Here is a 16,378-nt window from a genome sequence, read left to right as displayed (position 1 = left end):
ATATGTCCCATATTTTGCACTTCCTTTTAGCATTGGTGGTGGTAGCCGTGCTGGCGTTACTCGTCAGTCACGATCGTAAGAGTATCCGGATTCGCTATATCGTTCAGCTGCTGGTGATTGAAGTGCTGCTGGCGTGGTTCTTCCTTAACTCCGAAGCAGGCCTTGGTTTTGTTAAAGGTTTCGCCGGGCTGTTTGATCATCTGCTTAAATATGCAGCAGAGGGTACCAATTTCGTGTTCGGTAACATGAACGAGAAAGGTCTGGCCTTCTTCTTCCTCAATGTTTTGTGCCCTATCGTCTTCATCTCAGCCCTGATCGGTATTTTGCAGCATTTCCGCATCCTGCCGTGGGTGATTCGCGCTATCGGTACCGTGCTGTCGAAGATCAACGGCATGGGCAAACTGGAATCCTTTAACGCCGTCAGCTCTCTGATTCTGGGACAGTCAGAAAACTTTATCGCCTATAAGGATATCCTTGGCAAAATGTCACAGCGCCGCATGTACACCATGGCAGCCACCGCGATGTCGACGGTGTCGATGTCGATTGTGGGTGCATACATGACGATGCTGCAGCCAAAGTACGTGGTGGCCGCGCTGGTGCTCAACATGTTCAGTACCTTTATCGTGCTGTCGCTGATTAACCCGTACCGCGTGGACAGCGAAGAAGACCTGCAGCTGCAGGATCTGCATAAAGGTCAGAGCTTCTTTGAGATGCTGGGTGAATACATCCTGGCCGGTTTCAAGGTGGCGATTATCGTTGCGGCGATGCTGATTGGCTTTATCGCGCTGATCTCCGGCCTCAACGCGCTGTTTGATACCATCTTCGGCATCAGCTTCCAGGGCGTGCTGGGCTATGTGTTCTATCCGTTTGCCTGGGTAATGGGCGTACCATCCAGCGAAGCGCTGCAGGTGGGCAGCATCATGGCGACCAAGCTGGTTTCTAACGAATTCGTTGCAATGATGGACCTGCAGAAAATCGCCGGTCAGCTGTCGCCGCATGCGGAAGGCATTCTGTCGGTGTTCCTGGTCTCCTTCGCCAACTTCTCCTCCATCGGCATTGTCGCAGGCGCGATCAAAGGTCTGCATGAAGAGCAGGGTAACGTGGTATCACGTTTCGGCCTGAAACTGCTGTACGGCTCGACGCTGGTGAGCGTGCTTTCCGCCGCCATCGCCGGTCTGGTGCTGGGCTTCTGATCTACAGGGCGGGCTGCGGCTCGCCCTTCTCTTCTTTTATATACCTAAGCGTTATATCCCGCGCCAGTCAGCCTGCCGCCGCGTCACGCCCTGCTTCACCGTTTCCCGCAAACCCTTTGCACAATATCGAATTTCCGTTGTTGCCGTCTGCGCCCGTAGCTTTTCCTTCTGACCTCACCTCAGGAGAATCGCATGAGCATTCAGTTCCTTGGCATGATTGGCCACCGGCTTGCCTCAGAAATCATTCCCGCATCCGGCACGTTGTTCGATAAAGATTACATTGCCCGCTTTGCCCGCGCCCATGAAGCGGCCGGCTTCGATCGCATTCTTGTCGGCTACTGGTCCGATCAACCCGATGGCTTTCTGGTCACCGCTCACGCAGCGGCGCATACCCAGAAGATTAAATTCCTGCTGGCGCACCGTCCGGGGTTTGTCGCGCCCACGCTGGCGGCCCGCAAGCTGGCTTCGCTCGACCATCTCACCGACGGCCGCCTGGCCGTGCACATTATCAGCGGCGGCAGCGACAGCGAACAGCGCCGCGACGGTGATTTTCTCAGCAAGGCTGAACGCTATGCGCGCACCGACGAATTTCTCAGCGTGCTGAAACAGAGCCTTGAGTCGCCACAGCCTTACGATCATCAGGGCCGGTTTTACCAGGCTGAGCAGGCTTTCTCTGCCATTAAACCGCTGCAACATAAGCTGCCGATCTATTTCGGCGGATCGTCACCGGAGGCGATTGACGTGGCGGCGCGACATGCCGATGTCTTCGCGCTGTGGGGCGAACCGTTAAAAGGCGCGGCCGAGACGGTACGTAATGTGCGTGCGGCGGCGGCCGCGCAGGGGCGCCAGATTGCGTTTAACATCTCCTTCCGGCCAATTCTGGGTAACACCGAAAAAGAAGCCTGGGAGCGTGCCGAACATATCCGCGCCACCGCAGAGAAGCAGCTGGCGGAGACCGGCTATACCTTTGGTTTGCCGAAGCCGCAGAGTGTCGGTGCGCAGCGTCTGCTGGCGGCGGCGCATGAGAGCGAACGCCACGACAAAGTGCTGTGGACCGGCGTGGCAAAACTGGTGCAGGGCGGCTACAACTCCACCGCGCTGGTCGGCACGCCGGATCAGGTTTCTGAGGCGCTGCTGGATTACTATCGCCTCGGCATTCATAGCGTGCTGATCCGCGGATTTGACCCTCTGAATGACGCGGTGGAATACGGCCGTGAGCTGCTGCCGCTGACGCGTGAGAAAGTGGCTGCGCTCAGCGCAACTGAAAAAAGGAGCGCCTGATGCGTCTCGCCGCTCTGTTTGCCGGTGTTGCGCTGGCCTTCGCGTCACTCCAGCCGCTACTGGCGGCCGATAAAGTCACGCTGCGCCTCGGCGATGTGAAAGGCGATCGTTTTGCCGCCCTGAAAGCCTCGGGCGAACTGAACAATCTGCCTTACGATCTTAAGCTCACCGCCTTTGACTCCGGCGCGCCGGTGCAGGAAGCGCTCAATGCCGGGGCGCTCGACGTTGGCTTTACCGGCGATTTGCCGTTTCTGTTTGTCTATGCGGCAGGTGCGCCGGTGAAAGCCGTGGGTGCCTGGCAAAATAACCCGGACAGCATTGCTCTGCTGACCCGCCCCGACGCCGGCATTCACCGGCTGCAGGATTTAAAAGGTAAGCAGATCGCGGTCAACCGCGGCGGCTGGGGACACTATCTGCTGCTTGGCCTGCTGGAGCGCGCGGGCCTGACGACGCAGGATGTCACGCTGCGCTTTCTCGGACCGGTGGATGGCCGCGCGGCGCTGACGTCCGGTGCGGTCGCGGCCTGGGCGCCGTGGGAGCCCTATATCGCCACTTCGACCGCCATCGACGGCACGGTGCGCGTACCGGACGGCGGGGGTAAAGGCATTATGTCCGGTTACTCCTACGCGCTGGCCCGCAATGAAGCGTTGCAGGACGCCGGCAAGCGGGAAGCGATTGCCGACCTGCTGGCGCGACTGGCGAAGGCGCAAATCTGGGCGCAACACCATCCGCAGGAATTCGCCGGCGTGCTGAGCCAAACCCTGAATATGCCCCCCGCCATTACCCGTAGCTGGATTGACGATGCGCGTATCCGCCCGCTGGTGTTTGACACGCACCTGATTGCCACGCTGCAGAAATCCGCCGACTTTTTCCATCGTTATCAGGTGTTGCCAAAACAGGTCGATGTCAGCCAGGCGTTTGACTTCAGTCTGTCCGCCGCCGCTAACCGCATCGCCCAGCACGCGCCGGGAGACAAATCATGAGTGATTATCAGCACCATCGCCTGCGCACCTTCGTCGCCCGGCTGGCCACCCTGCTCGACAGCCAGCCGGACGAAGCGACCATTTTGCGGCAGGGCAGCGGCTGGCTGGCCGAACTGATTCGCCACGATGACTGGCTGGATGAGGCGTTTACCCAGCCCCATCCACAGCACTATCAGCAATATCTGCTATATGCCGATGCGCAGCAGCGCTTTTCCGTGGTGAGTTTTGTCTGGGGGCCGGGTCAGCAGACGCCGATTCACGATCACCGCGTCTGGGGCCTGATTGGCATGCTGCGCGGCGCCGAGATTTCACAATCGTGGCAGCCGGGCCCGCACGGTTTACAGGCAGAAGGTGCGCCGGTGCGGCTTGAGCCCGGCAGCGTGGAGGCGGTGTCGCCAACGGTCGGTGATATCCATCGCGTCAGCAACGCCTATGACGATCGCGTCTCTGTCAGTATCCACGTGTATGGCGCGAATATCGGCGCGGTTGAGCGCGCGGTCTACACCGCCGACGGCCACGAAAAACGCTTTATTTCCGGCTACAGCAACCGTTATCTACCTAACATCTGGGACCTTTCACATGACTAAACCGGTTTTCCCGTTTCGCCAGGCGGCGGAACTGCTGACAGCGCTGCGTCAGCAACAGGAAGTGGCGATCATTGACGTGCGCGATGAGGCGCTGTTTGCCACCGGGCATCCGCTGTTTGCCGTCAACATTCCGCTGTCAAAGCTGGAGCTGGAGCTGCTGGACCGCATTCCCCAACGTCACACCGCCATTACGCTGTATGACAACGGCGAAGGCCTGGCGCAGACCGCTGCTGAACGTCTCGCCGCACTGGGTTATCAGCAGGTCACGCTACTGGCCGATGATTTAGCCGGCTGGCAGGCGGCTGGCGGCGAGCTGTTTATCGATGTTAATTCACCCAGCAAAGCGTTTGGCGAACTGGTAGAACATCATGCCCGCACGCCTTCGCTCTCCGCCGATGAGGTACAGGCGCTGATTAGCGATGATGCCGACGTGGTGGTGCTGGATGCGCGGCGCTTTGATGAATATCACACCATGAGCATTCCGGGCGCCACCAGCGTACCCGGCGGCGAACTGGTGCTGCGCGTTCGCGATTTAGCCCCCTCACCGCGCACCACGGTGATTGTGAATTGCGCCGGACGCACGCGCAGCATTATTGGCACGCAGTCGCTGGTCAATGCCGGTATTCGTAATCCGGTATTCGCGCTGCGCAACGGCACCATTGGCTGGACGCTGGCCGGTCATGCGCTGGAGCATGGGCAGAGCCGCCGCTATGGCAACACCAGCGAAACCGCGCAACGTCAGGCCGCGAGCCAGGCCCGCGCCATTGCCGATCGCGCTGGCGTGACACGCATTCCTCTGGCGACGCTGACGCGCTGGCAGCAGGAAGCACGCACCACCTACCTGTTTGACGTGCGTGATGCCGAAGAGTACGCCGCCGGTCATCTGCCGGGCAGCCGCCACGTGGCGGGCGGCCAGCTGGTACAGGAGACCGATCACTACGCCAGCGTGCGCGGTGCGCGTATCGTGCTGGTGGATGATGACGGTGTCCGCGCCAATATGACCGGCTCCTGGCTGGCGCAGCTTGGCTGGCAGGTGGCGGTGCTTGACGCATTGCAGGCCAGCGATTTCAGCGCTGTCGGTAGCTGGCAGCCGCAGGTGGCGCCGGTTGCTGCGCCGGAATCGATCTCCCCCGCGCAACTGGCCGAGTGGCTGGCGGCTGGCGACACGCAGGTGCTGGATTTCACCACGCTCGCCAATTACCGCAACAGCCATATTCCCGGGGCGGCCTGGCTACTGCGTTCCACCCTGCAGCAGCAGGGCAAGGCACTACTGCCGGATGCTGGCCGCTATGTGCTGACCTGCGGCAGCAGTCTGCTGGCCAGCTATGCCGTGGAGCAAATTGCCACGCTGACCGGCAAACCAGTGCGGGTGCTGGCGGGAGGCAATGCAGCCTGGCGTGCCGCCGGTCTGCCCACCGAACAGGGCGAGCAGCGCCTGCTCTCGCCGCCCATCGATCGTTATCGCCGCCCGTACGAAGGCACCGATATTGAACCGGACGTGATGCAGGCCTATCTCGACTGGGAATATGGTCTGGTGGCGCAACTGGATCGCGACGGTACCCACGGTTTTCGCGTGCTGCAGTTGCAGCCACAGGCCGTGACGGTTTAACACGTAAAGGCGCTGCAGGTCAGCGCCATTGCGCGCAGCCAGTCGGCGAATGCAACGTCACACTGCGCAAACGGCAGTATTATTATCGGGTTATCAATACGTTTGTTCTGAACGAACAGAGAATTGGTGGAGATAAGCGGGATCGAACCGCTGACCTCTTGCATGCCATGCAAGCGCTCTCCCAGCTGAGCTATACCCCCACATCTGGAATTCGTTTTTTCAGTGCAAACCGTTGGGAGCGGTTTGGTGGAGCTAAGCGGGATCGAACCGCTGACCTCTTGCATGCCATGCAAGCGCTCTCCCAGCTGAGCTATAGCCCCGTACCGAAAAAACCGCCGAGTTACCTCGACGGACGGCATAATATGAGACCGCTGTTTGAGTGTCAACGGCAAATTCTCGTTCTGCGTGCGATCGCTGAAAAAGGCGGCAACCCTGTGTCGCCGTGGCTTTTTTTTCAGCGCAGCGCGTACTCGTCATCCCTGCCCTCAGCAGTTATCTCAACGCCGCCTCAACGGTGCACCACGCCGAGGTTAACTTTAGGTTAAAGATGTTAGCGTCAGGCTTGTTTTCGTTAATGGTGCGTGTAAAACTTAGCGCGCTAATTAACCGGTTAGCCGTCCAGGGTATTCACTCGCTAACCGGCCAGCACGTCCTCCTTGTTTAATAAAAGAAAAGTGAACTATGTCGCTGCATACACCTAAAGAGATCGCGCAACTGGCGATTCAGGCCGGCGTGGCTAAAAGCCGTCTGCCGGTTTCCACCTTATTAATTCTTGGCTTTATGGCTGGCGCGTTTATCGCGACCGGCTTCCTGCTCGATCTGCACGTTATTAACCAGCTGCCTGCTGAATGGGGCTCGTTTGCCGGCTTCCTCGGTGCGGCGGTATTCCCGGTCGGACTGATTCTGACCGTGCTGGCGGGTGGCGAACTGCTGACCGGCAACATGATGACGCTGCCCATTGCCTGGTTCGCGCGCCGCATTAGCGGTTTCAGCGTGATGCGTAACTGGTTTTGGGTCACCATCGCCAATTTTATTGGCAGCGTTGCGGTAGCATGGTTCTTCGGCCATCTGCTCGGCATGACCGAAGGCGACTATCTGAAGAAAACCGTGGCGATCGCCCATGCCAAAGTGAACGCCGATTTCATGCACGCGTTCATCTCCGGCATCGGCTGCAACTGGCTGGTGTGTCTGGCGGTGTGGCTGGCCTTCGCCAGTAAAGATATGGTCGGCAAGATCTTCGGCATGTGGTTCCCGGTGATGGCCTTCGTGGCAATCGGTTTCCAGCACGTGGTGGCCAACATGTTTATCGTGCCTGCCGCAATTTTTGCCGGTCAGATGAGCTGGGCAGAATTTGCACCTAACGTGGTTGCGGTATTTTTAGGCAATGGTGTGGGCGGTGCGATCTTTGTCGGCCTCACCTATTTCCTCGCCTTCCGTCCGGCACAGGCGGCGGTCAGCGAAGCGCAGTAAACCGATTTTGCCTTTTGTCGCACAGCAAAAGGCATTTTCTGCCTTGATTACTTTTCCCCGTAACGTTTTGTTGTAATATGTAGAGCTAATGTATTTAACAGGGACAGCATCGTGAAAAAGGAATGGCTCACTCCCGAAGAGCTCGCGCTGGAAACGGGCTACAGTCGGCAGACGGTGAATAAATGGATCAAGCGTGAAAACTGGACGACCACGCCCAAGCCCGGTGTACAGGGCGGTAAGGCGCGATTAATCCACATTGATGAGCGTGTCAAAAGCTTCATTCAGTCCACCCGCCATGCAAACGAACCGGCGGCGAATTACGGCGCTCAGCAAAATACGTTACCTGCGTTATTAATAAATTCTGTCCAGCAAATGACGGCCACCGAACAGGAACAACTGGCGGCGCTGTTATTGCGGGAAGGGATCAGGGGCGTATTACAGCGGTTAGGAATCCAGGAAGAATAGAAAAGCCGGAAGCAGTGAGATGCTTCCGGCTTTTTTGTTGCCTGCCTCATCACAGCAGCCTGACAGGCCGCTGTTCAGCTCAATCAGGCCTGTGCTTCACGCTCCGCGATGAACGCCAGCGCTTTTTCGATACGCGCCACGCTGCGGCTGCGGCCGATGGCTTCCACCGTCACGTCGAGCCCAGGCGACTGACCGGCACCGGTTACGGCAACGCGCAGCGGCATACCGACTTTGCCCATGCCGAGCTCAAGTTCATCCGCAGCAGCCTGAATGGCGTTATGCACGTTTTCCGCATTCCAGTCGCTGTCGCTGATGGCCGCCAGCTTGTCGCGCACCACTTCCAGCGGCTGACGCGCCACCGGACGCAGATGCTTTTTCGCTGCGTCCGCATCAAACGCGTCAAACTCTTCATAGAAGTAGCGGCAGGACGCGGCGATTTCGACCAGCGTTTTGCAGCGCTCACCCAGCAGCGTCACCAGCTTCGCCAGCTCCGGTCCGGTGCGGGTATCGATATTCTGCTGCTCAATGTGCCACTGCAACTGGGTCGCGACATATTCCGGCGGCAGCGTATTAATGTAGTGGTGGTTGAGCCACTGCAGTTTCTCGGTGTTGAAGGCGCTGGCCGATTTGCTCACCGCATCAAGGGTGAACAGTTCAGTCATTTCCGCCACGCTGAAAATTTCCTGATCGCCATGTGACCAGCCGAGGCGCACCAGATAATTAAGCAGCGCTTCCGGCAGGTAGCCGTCGTCGCGATACTGCATGACGCCCACTGCGCCGTGACGCTTGGACAGCTTTTTACCGTCATCGCCAAGGATCATGGATACGTGCGCGTAGGTTGGCACTTCCGCACCAATCGCTTTCAGGATGTTGATCTGACGCGGCGTGTTGTTGATATGGTCTTCACCACGAATAACGTGCGTGATGCCCATATCCCAGTCGTCGACCACCACGCAGAAGTTGTAGGTCGGTGAACCGTCGGTACGGCGGATGATCAGATCATCCAGTTCCTGGTTGCTGAATTCGATCGGACCACGAATCTGATCGTCAAAAATCACCGAACCGTCCTGCGGGTTACGGAAGCGCACCACGCACGGCTCATCGGCAGCATGATGTTCATGGCTGTCGCGGCAGCGGCCGTCATAACGGGGCTTCTCGCCTTTTTCCATCTGCTCTTCACGCAGCGCGTCCAGACGCTCTTTCGAGCAATAGCATTTATAAGCAGTACCGGCTTCCAGCATTTCGTCGATAACGTCGTTATAACGGTCGAAACGTTTGGTCTGGTAGTACGGGCCCTCATCCCAGTCGAGATTCAGCCAGTTCATCCCATCCATAATGGCTTCGATCGCTTCCGGCGTGGAGCGCTCCAGGTCGGTATCTTCGATACGCAGGACGAATTCGCCCTGGTTATGGCGAGCATAAAGCCATGAGTAAAGCGCAGTACGCGCACCACCGACGTGCAGGTAGCCCGTCGGGCTGGGTGCGAAGCGAGTTTTGATTTTCATTCAGCATTGCCTTAAATGCGCAGGTTTCGTTGTCTGGATGACAAAAAAACGGGTTAACGCGGAAAAACAGTGCGCATATTCTAGCAGGTGAGGCTGATTCCTCAATCACTGTCACGCTGGCGGCGCGGGCAGAAGTGCGTTTTTCTGCTAATAAAACCAGCACATTGGCTAAAAGCGCTGCATGATGTCTAAATTTAAAGCGAACGCACATTTATGTTTTAAAAAGCGTTGACTCACTTCGAAGGATCCCTATAATGCGACTCCACACAGCGGGGGTGATTAGCTCAGTTGGTAGAGCATCTCCCTTACAAGGAGGGGGTCGGCGGTTCGAGCCCGTCATCACCCACCACTCTTAATGAGATGGCCCGCAGTGAACAAGAGATAAGATATGGGTGATTAGCTCAGTTGGTAGAGCATCTCCCTTACAAGGAGGGGGTCGGCGGTTCGAGCCCGTCATCACCCACCATATCTTAGTCAGATGACACTCTTGTTAAGCAGTACCGAAGTGGGTGATTAGCTCAGTTGGTAGAGCATCTCCCTTACAAGGAGGGGGTCGGCGGTTCGAGCCCGTCATCACCCACCACTTCGGGTCGTTAGCTCAGTTGGTAGAGCAGTTGACTTTTAATCAATTGGTCGCAGGTTCGAATCCTGCACGACCCACCAAATTCAGAAAAGAGCGCCCTTTGGGCGCTTTTTTCGTTTCTGTGTGCCGATGCTGAACGTGCAGGATGAGAACCTGCTGCAGGTTCGACTGAATCGCCGGGAGCGATTCAGGCTGATGCGCCAGCATCACCCGCAGGGCGAGGCCCCGGATGGGCCGAGGCATATCCTGCACGACCCACCAAATTCAGGAAAAAGCGCCCTCAGGGCGCTTTTTTCGTTTCTTTACATCCCACTTCCCAGGCTACCAGCTAAGCTGCAACTGCATTCAACCACGTTTGCACGTTTGGTAGCGGCGCAATTTATTGCGCGATGAATCGCGCCGCTACAAATGGTGTGCGATTTGCGGTTGCCTTACCTGGTTGCCCTTACGCCATCAGGGCGCTTTTTTCGTTTCTTCACATCCCACCCCCAAGACTGCCAGTTAAGCTGAAACTGCATTCAATCAAAGTTGCACATGTGGTAGCGGCGCAATTTATTGCGCGATGAATCGCGCCGCTACAAATGGTGTGCGACTTGCGGTTGCCATATCTGACCGCTCTTACATTCTAGGGCGCTTTTTTGCTTCAACTGTGAAGAAAGAACCCGCTCTGCCTGAGGCCGTGCCCGCTCTATCCCCTTCCGCCCTCGTTCCTGACGAAACCTTTTCGCAAATTTAACACCTCTCACCCTCAAGCCGCAGCGGCTGCGTTCCGATAACGAAAGGGCACATTTGCAAGGAGAACGTTATGACCACCATTTCGACCAATACCAATATTGGCAACAGCAGTACTTCCGGCTCCGGAAGCGCATCCGGCAGTAGCGATAGCGCCTCGAAAATCGCCAGCCTGACCAAACAAATCGCCAGCCTGAACGATGAACTGAAAGACATCGCGAAGGACAAAAGCCTGACCGAGAAGCAAAGAAAGGATAAGCAGGAGACGATTAACGCGCAGATTCAGCTGCTGCAGGCGCAAATCCAGCAGTTGCAGAAGCAGGAAAAGGAGAAAGCGGAGCAGAAGCAGGAGAAACAGGAGGTTACTGCAGTGAAAGCGGATGGCATCAACCGCCCAACCGACAGCAACCAACTTGACGTTTATGTTTAAAACGCCGGATTAAGCGCGCGATCCTGCGTCAGCAGCGCCGCCTGCTGACGCACTTCCTGCCAGATAGCCTCCGCTGCCGGCGTAAGTGACCGGTTTTTGCGTTTAATCAGCATCAGGCTGCGATTGATCTCCGGATAGAGCCGGCGCACCGTCAGCTTACGTCCGGACGGCAGCGGCAGCGCCAGTGCCGGTAAGATACTGATGCCAATGCCCGCTTCCACCATCGGATAAAGCGTGGCCGGATGGCCAATCTCCTGTACCACCTGCACGTTCAGCGCCAGCCGCTGCAATGCGGCATCGACCAGCAATCGGCTGCCCGACGCGTAATCCTGCAGCACCATAGCGCGACCAGCCAGCATTGACCACTGGGCCTGCGGCACCTGCGCCAGCGCATCATCCTGATGGCACAACAGTAAAAACGGCTCCTGCAGAATCTCCTCGCTATCGAAATCCGCATCCTGCAGCGGACCGATGACGATGCCAAAATCGACTTCCGCATTGCGCACGCTCTGCAATACCCACTGCTGCACGCGATCGTGCAGAATCACCCGAATGTCGGGGTAACGCAGCTGGCTGCTGGCCAGACATTGCGGCATCAGATGCGCCGAGGGCGTCTGACTGGCCGCCACGCGCACCGTGCCGCTGCGCTGCTCGCCATAGCTGCGCACATCGAGCAGCGTGGTATTGAGCTCCTCCAGCAGTCGTTCCAGCCGCGTTGCCAGTTGCTGTCCGGCTTCACTCAGTAACACCTCGCGCGTGGTGCGATCCAGCAGCCGTACGCCCATCTCCGCTTCCAGCTCTTTAATGCTATGACTAACAGCCGACTGGCTCAGCCCAATCGCCTGCCCTGCCTGGCTGAAACTGCCGTGCTGCGCCACCGCCACAAAGGTGCGCAACTGTCGTAAGGTGTAATTCATCGATTACGCTCATAGATTAATGCAATAAATCAATTTTATTTCTAAACGCGACTGACGCACAATCAGCAGCATCATTTATTACATTTAACCGGATTGTAACAATGGGCTTTTTACGACTTGATCCGATGATGGTCAAACTCATCATCACCGTGCTGCTGGCCAGCTTCTTCCCAGCCAAAGGCGGGTTTGTCGATTTCTTCGAATATCTGACCACCGCGGCCATCGCCCTGCTGTTCTTCATGCACGGTGCCAAACTGTCGCGTGAGAAGATCATCGCCGGCAGCAGCCACTGGCGGCTGCATCTGTGGATTATGTGCAGTACCTTCGTCATTTTCCCGATCCTTGGCCTGCTGCTGGTGTGGTGGCATCCGGTTAACGTCGGCGCGGAGATTTACACCGGTTTCCTCTACCTGTGTATCCTGCCGGCGACGGTGCAGTCCGCGATTGCTTTCACCTCCATGGCGGGCGGTAACGTTGCCGCGGCGGTGTGTGCTGCCTCCGCCTCCAGTCTGCTGGGCGTCTTTATTTCGCCGCTGCTGGTTAACCTGGTGATGAATGTGCACAGCGATGCGCCGGGCAACGGTCTGGAGCAGATTGGTAAAATCATGCTGCAGCTGCTGGTGCCCTTTGTGCTGGGCCACCTGGCACGCCGCTGGATTGGTGGCTGGGTGGAGAAGCATCGCAGCCTGATTGGCAAAACCGATCAAACCTCGATTCTGCTGGTGGTCTATTCGGCGTTCAGTGAAGCGGTAGTTAACGGCATCTGGCACCGCGTCGGTGTTGATACCCTGCTGTGGATTCTGGCTGGCAGCCTGCTGATTCTGTTCGTCGCACTGGCCATCAACCTTGGCGCTTCCCGGCTGTTTGGCTTTAGCCGTGCGGATGAGATTGTGGTGCTGTTTTGTGGCTCGAAAAAGAGCCTGGCAAACGGCGTGCCGATGGCTAACATTCTGTTCCCGGCCAGCGCAGTGGGGATTATTGTCCTGCCGCTGATGATCTTCCATCAGGTCCAGCTGATGGTGTGCTCGTTCATTGCCCAGCGCTATAAAGCCGGCAATGAGAAGAAGCTGGCGAAGCAACAGATTGAAGCGCAGAAGTCATAAAACATCAGGCCCGCAATTGCGGGCCTGTCACTTATTCACTGCGCTTGAGCGGTTTAACTAAGCCCTGTAAGCCTTCGATTTTGATCGCCAGCGTCAGCTGCATCAGCTCACCCAGTTTGCCGGCGGGAAACTCATTTTTACGCGCAAACCACAGCAGATACTCTTCCGGCACATCGATCAGCATCCGCCCTTTGTATTTGCCAAACGGCATCGCGGTATTGGCAATGTCAACCAGCTGCTGCTTATCCATCTCAGGCGCCCAGTAAGCGAATCATTTCGGCTTCATCGATCACCGCAATCCCCAGCTCCTGCGCTTTTGCCAGCTTGGAACCGGCGGCCTCACCGGCGATCAGCAAATCGGTTTTTTTCGATACGCTGCCGCTAACTTTGGCTCCCAGCGCCGTCAGCCGCGCTTTGGCATCGTCACGGTTCATCTGCGACAGCGAGCCAGTCAGTACCACGGTTTTTCCGGCGAACGGGCTGTCGATCTCTTCGGCTTTGACCACCACCACCGCCGGCCAGTGCACGCCCACCTCCTCCGTCAGCTGGCGGATCACTTCACGGTTACTCTCCTCTTCCATGAAGTTGCGCACGTGCGCTGCCACCACTTTGCCGACGTCCTGTACCGCGATTAGCGCATCGAGATCGGCGTTCATGACCTTTTCCAGCTCGCCAAAGTGGTTCGCCAGGTTGGCCGCCGTCGCCTCACCCACTTCGCGGATGCCGAGCGCATACAGGAAGCGCGGCAATGTAGTGAATTTGGCTTTTTCCAGCGCGTCCACCACGTTTTGCGCCGATTTGGGCCCCATGCGGTCCAGTCCGGTCAGCTTGCCAGCGGTGAGACGGAACAGGTCGGCCGGGGTTTTGACGTACTCTTTTTCCACCAGCTGGTCGATGATTTTATCGCCCATGCCGTCCACGTCCATCGCACGGCGTGAGACAAAGTGCTTCAGCGCTTCTTTACGCTGCGCGCCGCAAATCAGCCCGCCGGTACAGCGCGTTACGGCTTCGCCTTCCACACGCTCTACGTCAGAGCCGCACACCGGACAGTGGCTGGGGAACACAATCTCGCGCGCATCCGCCGGACGTTCGGATTCCACCACGTTGACCACCTGCGGAATCACGTCACCGGCGCGACGAATCACCACTTTGTCACCGATACGCAGCCCCAGCCGGGCGATTTCATCGGCGTTGTGCAGCGTCGCATTACTGACTATCACGCCCGCGACCTGCACCGGTTCGAGGCGCGCCACCGGCGTAATCGCCCCGGTACGTCCGACCTGAAACTCGACGTCGCGCACCACCGTCATCTGCTCCTGCGCCGGGAACTTGAATGCCACCGCCCAGCGCGGTGCGCGCGCCACAAAGCCCAGCTGCTCCTGCAGCGCCTGCGAGTCGACTTTGATCACCACGCCGTCAATATCAAAGCCGAGTGACGGACGGTCCTGCTCAACCTGACGATAAAATGCCAGCACTTCATCCGCGGTGTGCACCAGGCGAATCCGATCGCTGACCGGTAATCCCCAGGCCTTAAACTGTTGCAGACGCTGCCAGTGGCTGGCAGGCATTTCGCCGCCCTCCAGCAGGCCAAAGCCGTAGCAGAAGAAGGTCAGCGGACGTTTCGCGGTGATACGCGGATCGAGCTGGCGCAGCGAGCCGGCTGCCGCATTACGCGGGTTGGCGAACACTTTGCCGCCGGTGCGTCGCGCTTCCTCATTCAACTTCTCAAAGCCGCTTTCAGTCATGAACACTTCGCCGCGCACTTCTACCCGCGCCGGAATATTGTCGCCGTGCAGGCGCAGCGGAATGGCGTGAATGGTGCGCACGTTCGCCGTGATGTTTTCGCCGGTGGTGCCATCGCCGCGCGTGGCGGCACGCACCAGCAGGCCGTTTTCATACAGTAAACTTACCGCCAGACCATCCAGCTTCAGCTCACAGCAATAGGTGAGATCGTCAGTGCTTTTCAGGCGATCCTGCACGCGCTTATTGAAGGCAAGAAATCCGGCTTCATCAAAGGTGTTATCAAGCGACAGCATCGGCACTTCGTGGCGCACCTGTTCAAAGGTGGCAAGCGGTGCCGCGCCCACGCGCTGGGTGGGAGAATCCGGGGTGATTAAATCGGGATGCGCGCTCTCCAGCTCACGCAGTTCGCGCATCAATCGGTCATATTCTGCATCCGGGATTTCCGGCGTATCCATCACGTGATAGAGGTATTCGTGGTGGCGTAACGTGGTGCGCAGCGCGGTGATCTGCTCCTGAACCGATGTCATATTCTCTCGTCCGATAAAAAACCCCCGGCAAGCGGGGGTTATTTAGTTAAAGGGTGATACTGCTGGCGGCGCTTAGCCAATAACCTCGCGGATGCGTGCTTTATAGGTTTCCAGCTTTTGTGGTGTCATCATGCGACGCTCATCATCCAGCACCACGCCACCGACATCATCGGCGATGCGCTGTGCCGATTGCAGCATCAGCTTAAAGTTCTGATTGGCGTCACCGTAGGACGGCACCATCATAAAGATTGAGACGCCCGGCGTGGTGAAATCGCCCATTTCATCCGGATTGAACGAACCCGGTTTGACCATGTTTGCCAGGCTGAACAGCACCGGACCGCTGCCGGCCGGGCTGAGATGGCGATGGAAAATGTTCATTTCACCAAACTGGAAGCCGGCCTGCAGAATGCCCTGCAGCAGCGCTTCACCGTTCAGTGCGCCACCGGCATGCGCGGCAACGTGCAACACCAGTACCGCTTCTTTTTTACTGCCCGGCGCAGCGGGCTGCGGTTGCGGTGCAGCTTCCTGCACAGGTGCAGGTTCAGGTTGTTTAACCTCCGGCTCGGCGGCGGTAAACTCCGGGGCCGGCTGGGTGGCGGACAGCGGTTCATTATCCAGCAGCGGATCGGCCTGAATCGGTTGTGGCTGTGGCACGGGCTGCGCCACCGGCGCCTGCGGTTGTGGCGCAGGTGCAGGCTGACGTACCGGCTCATCGTCCAGCAGCGGATCGCCGCTTAACGGCGTTTCCTGGCGTGGAAACGGCTGACGCACCGGTTCCGGCGCACGCGGAGCAGCAGGTTTGGTGACCGGCGCATCGAACTGCGGCTCGTCTTCGGCATCACGCTGACGACGCACGCGTACTTCGCCGACGCCATCGTCTTCGCTGTTCAGCAGATCATCGTCATCCGCTTCTTCACGCTGTTTCAGACGTTTGTGCGGGCGATCGCGAAACACGGAAGAGCGCTCTTTACGGCTGGTCCACAGTCCGTGAAGAAGCAGCGCTATTATGGCGATCGCGCCAACAACGATTAATATCAGACGCAAATCCTGCATCATTGTATTCTCTGTTGTTCCAATACCTTGCCACCACGGCAAACTTTATCCTCTAACTGTATTTGCCCAGCTACACAAGTGCAAGTCTGTGCAGTATTTTCTGACAAATAAGATAGCTGCCCCACGCTTTTTTGCTGTTTTTTCGCGCAAAGTGCGCCTGTCACCGATAAAAAGCCAGGTTATGATGTTGGCGCCGC

Annotated in this window: 14 protein-coding genes, 6 tRNA genes and 1 other RNA gene; 14 read left to right on the top strand and 7 right to left on the bottom strand. The window is 57.8% G+C overall.

Annotated elements, in window-relative coordinates; genetic code table 11:
- The first annotated feature begins 2 nt into the window (after positions 1-2).
- The 5 genes from AC6I7J_RS05825 to AC6I7J_RS05805 all read left to right on the top strand — a co-directional run bounded on the left by AC6I7J_RS05825 (position 3) and on the right by AC6I7J_RS05805 (position 5,653).
- Positions 3-1,193: a NupC/NupG family nucleoside CNT transporter gene (locus AC6I7J_RS05825; protein WP_031279840.1), complete on the top strand. Its 1,191-nt coding sequence runs from the start codon at positions 3-5 to the stop codon at positions 1,191-1,193.
- A 192-nt stretch (positions 1,194-1,385) separates the two neighbouring features.
- Positions 1,386-2,474 (top strand): LLM class flavin-dependent oxidoreductase, encoded by a 1,089-nt coding sequence (locus AC6I7J_RS05820; protein ID WP_021508245.1) that lies wholly within the window; start codon positions 1,386-1,388, stop codon positions 2,472-2,474.
- Positions 2,474-3,457 carry an ABC transporter substrate-binding protein gene (locus AC6I7J_RS05815; RefSeq protein ID WP_104093027.1) on the top strand — a complete coding sequence of 328 codons (984 nt, stop codon included), beginning with the start codon at positions 2,474-2,476 and terminating at the stop codon, positions 3,455-3,457. The genes AC6I7J_RS05820 and AC6I7J_RS05815 overlap by 1 nt, the downstream gene beginning before the upstream one ends.
- Positions 3,454-4,044, top strand: coding sequence for a cysteine dioxygenase family protein (locus tag AC6I7J_RS05810; RefSeq protein WP_058776543.1), 591 nt, complete (start codon positions 3,454-3,456; stop codon positions 4,042-4,044). Before AC6I7J_RS05815 ends, AC6I7J_RS05810 begins: the two co-directional genes overlap by 4 nt.
- A complete protein-coding gene (locus tag AC6I7J_RS05805; protein ID WP_498006960.1) occupies positions 4,037-5,653 on the top strand; it encodes a rhodanese homology domain-containing protein in 1,617 nt (538 codons plus the stop codon). The genes AC6I7J_RS05810 and AC6I7J_RS05805 overlap by 8 nt, the downstream gene beginning before the upstream one ends.
- Positions 5,654-5,777: 124 nt before the next feature.
- Here AC6I7J_RS05805 and AC6I7J_RS05800 read toward each other — a convergent pair.
- Positions 5,778-5,853: transfer RNA gene (locus AC6I7J_RS05800), tRNA-Ala, on the bottom strand.
- Positions 5,854-5,897: 44 nt separating this feature from the next.
- A tRNA-Ala gene (locus tag AC6I7J_RS05795) sits at positions 5,898-5,973 on the bottom strand.
- A 361-nt stretch (positions 5,974-6,334) separates the two neighbouring features.
- On the opposite strand from AC6I7J_RS05795, the gene AC6I7J_RS05790 reads away from it, so the two are divergent.
- Together AC6I7J_RS05790 and AC6I7J_RS05785 are read left to right on the top strand one after the other, a co-directional pair.
- Positions 6,335-7,123 carry a formate/nitrite transporter family protein gene (locus AC6I7J_RS05790; RefSeq protein ID WP_498006959.1) on the top strand — a complete coding sequence of 263 codons (789 nt, stop codon included), beginning with the start codon at positions 6,335-6,337 and terminating at the stop codon, positions 7,121-7,123.
- A 111-nt stretch (positions 7,124-7,234) separates the two neighbouring features.
- Positions 7,235-7,588: a YfeC-like transcriptional regulator gene (locus AC6I7J_RS05785; RefSeq protein ID WP_058758359.1), complete on the top strand. Its 354-nt coding sequence runs from the start codon at positions 7,235-7,237 to the stop codon at positions 7,586-7,588.
- Between the two features lie 83 nt (positions 7,589-7,671).
- Here the strand turns inward: AC6I7J_RS05785 and gltX are convergent, their stop codons facing one another.
- On the bottom strand, positions 7,672-9,093 hold the full coding sequence (gene gltX, locus AC6I7J_RS05780) for a glutamate--tRNA ligase (RefSeq protein ID WP_132464861.1): 1,422 nt from the start codon (positions 9,091-9,093) through the stop codon (positions 7,672-7,674).
- 273 nt (positions 9,094-9,366) lie between these two features.
- Between gltX and AC6I7J_RS05775 the strand changes: the two genes are divergently transcribed.
- The 6 genes from AC6I7J_RS05775 to AC6I7J_RS05750 all read left to right on the top strand — a co-directional run bounded on the left by AC6I7J_RS05775 (position 9,367) and on the right by AC6I7J_RS05750 (position 10,838).
- Positions 9,367-9,442 (top strand) — tRNA-Val (locus AC6I7J_RS05775).
- A 41-nt stretch (positions 9,443-9,483) separates the two neighbouring features.
- A tRNA-Val gene (locus AC6I7J_RS05770) sits at positions 9,484-9,559 on the top strand.
- A 41-nt stretch (positions 9,560-9,600) separates the two neighbouring features.
- Positions 9,601-9,676, top strand: a tRNA-Val gene (locus AC6I7J_RS05765).
- 4 nt (positions 9,677-9,680) lie between these two features.
- Positions 9,681-9,756, top strand: a tRNA-Lys gene (locus AC6I7J_RS05760).
- 44 nt (positions 9,757-9,800) lie between these two features.
- A non-coding RNA gene (locus AC6I7J_RS05755) (RtT sRNA) lies at positions 9,801-9,937 on the top strand.
- A gap of 544 nt (positions 9,938-10,481) precedes the next feature.
- Complete coding sequence (locus AC6I7J_RS05750) at positions 10,482-10,838, top strand: FlxA-like family protein (protein ID WP_498006958.1); 357 nt, start codon at positions 10,482-10,484, stop codon at positions 10,836-10,838.
- Here the strand turns inward: AC6I7J_RS05750 and AC6I7J_RS05745 are convergent.
- The gene (locus tag AC6I7J_RS05745) at positions 10,835-11,755 is read right to left on the bottom strand and encodes a LysR family transcriptional regulator (protein ID WP_021508089.1); all 921 of its coding nucleotides are present in this window, start codon (positions 11,753-11,755) and stop codon (positions 10,835-10,837) included. The two genes, AC6I7J_RS05750 and AC6I7J_RS05745, sit on opposite strands and share 4 nt — an antisense overlap.
- A 101-nt stretch (positions 11,756-11,856) precedes the next feature.
- On the opposite strand from AC6I7J_RS05745, the gene AC6I7J_RS05740 reads away from it, so the two are divergent.
- Positions 11,857-12,858, top strand: a complete 1,002-nt coding sequence (locus AC6I7J_RS05740; protein ID WP_021508088.1) for a bile acid:sodium symporter family protein — start codon at positions 11,857-11,859, stop codon at positions 12,856-12,858.
- A gap of 31 nt (positions 12,859-12,889) precedes the next feature.
- Here the strand turns inward: AC6I7J_RS05740 and AC6I7J_RS05735 are convergent, their stop codons facing one another.
- The 3 genes from AC6I7J_RS05735 to zipA form a co-directional block, all read right to left on the bottom strand.
- Complete coding sequence (locus tag AC6I7J_RS05735) at positions 12,890-13,108, bottom strand: DUF3820 family protein (protein ID WP_058758356.1); 219 nt, start codon at positions 13,106-13,108, stop codon at positions 12,890-12,892.
- 1 nt (position 13,109) lies between these two features.
- Positions 13,110-15,128 carry an NAD-dependent DNA ligase LigA gene (ligA, locus tag AC6I7J_RS05730; RefSeq protein ID WP_058758355.1) on the bottom strand — a complete coding sequence of 673 codons (2,019 nt, stop codon included), beginning with the start codon at positions 15,126-15,128 and terminating at the stop codon, positions 13,110-13,112.
- A 72-nt stretch (positions 15,129-15,200) separates the two neighbouring features.
- The gene (gene zipA, locus AC6I7J_RS05725; protein WP_058775693.1) at positions 15,201-16,184 is read right to left on the bottom strand and encodes a cell division protein ZipA; all 984 of its coding nucleotides are present in this window, start codon (positions 16,182-16,184) and stop codon (positions 15,201-15,203) included.
- Positions 16,185-16,378: the final 194 nt, after the last annotated feature.

This window comes from Type-C symbiont of Plautia stali (assembly GCF_059730935.1).
This window is presented reverse-complemented; position numbering and strand designations above follow the sequence as displayed.

Bases quoted from the DNA above. Each gene is read 5' to 3' on its own strand.
- AC6I7J_RS05825 (WP_031279840.1), top strand. From the start codon at position 3: ATGTCCCATATTTTGCACTTCCTTTTAGCATTGGTGGTGGTAGCCGTG.
- AC6I7J_RS05820 (WP_021508245.1), top strand. From the start codon at position 1,386: ATGAGCATTCAGTTCCTTGGCATGATTGGCCACCGGCTTGCCTCAGAA.
- AC6I7J_RS05815 (WP_104093027.1), top strand. From the start codon at position 2,474: ATGCGTCTCGCCGCTCTGTTTGCCGGTGTTGCGCTGGCCTTCGCGTCA.
- AC6I7J_RS05810 (WP_058776543.1), top strand. From the start codon at position 3,454: ATGAGTGATTATCAGCACCATCGCCTGCGCACCTTCGTCGCCCGGCTG.
- AC6I7J_RS05805 (WP_498006960.1), top strand. From the start codon at position 4,037: ATGACTAAACCGGTTTTCCCGTTTCGCCAGGCGGCGGAACTGCTGACA.
- AC6I7J_RS05790 (WP_498006959.1), top strand. From the start codon at position 6,335: ATGTCGCTGCATACACCTAAAGAGATCGCGCAACTGGCGATTCAGGCC.
- gltX (WP_132464861.1), bottom strand. From the start codon at position 9,093: ATGAAAATCAAAACTCGCTTCGCACCCAGCCCGACGGGCTACCTGCAC.
- AC6I7J_RS05750 (WP_498006958.1), top strand. From the start codon at position 10,482: ATGACCACCATTTCGACCAATACCAATATTGGCAACAGCAGTACTTCC.
- AC6I7J_RS05745 (WP_021508089.1), bottom strand. From the start codon at position 11,755: ATGAATTACACCTTACGACAGTTGCGCACCTTTGTGGCGGTGGCGCAG.
- AC6I7J_RS05740 (WP_021508088.1), top strand. From the start codon at position 11,857: ATGGGCTTTTTACGACTTGATCCGATGATGGTCAAACTCATCATCACC.
- AC6I7J_RS05735 (WP_058758356.1), bottom strand. From the start codon at position 13,108: ATGGATAAGCAGCAGCTGGTTGACATTGCCAATACCGCGATGCCGTTT.
- ligA (WP_058758355.1), bottom strand. From the start codon at position 15,128: ATGACATCGGTTCAGGAGCAGATCACCGCGCTGCGCACCACGTTACGC.
- zipA (WP_058775693.1), bottom strand. From the start codon at position 16,184: ATGATGCAGGATTTGCGTCTGATATTAATCGTTGTTGGCGCGATCGCC.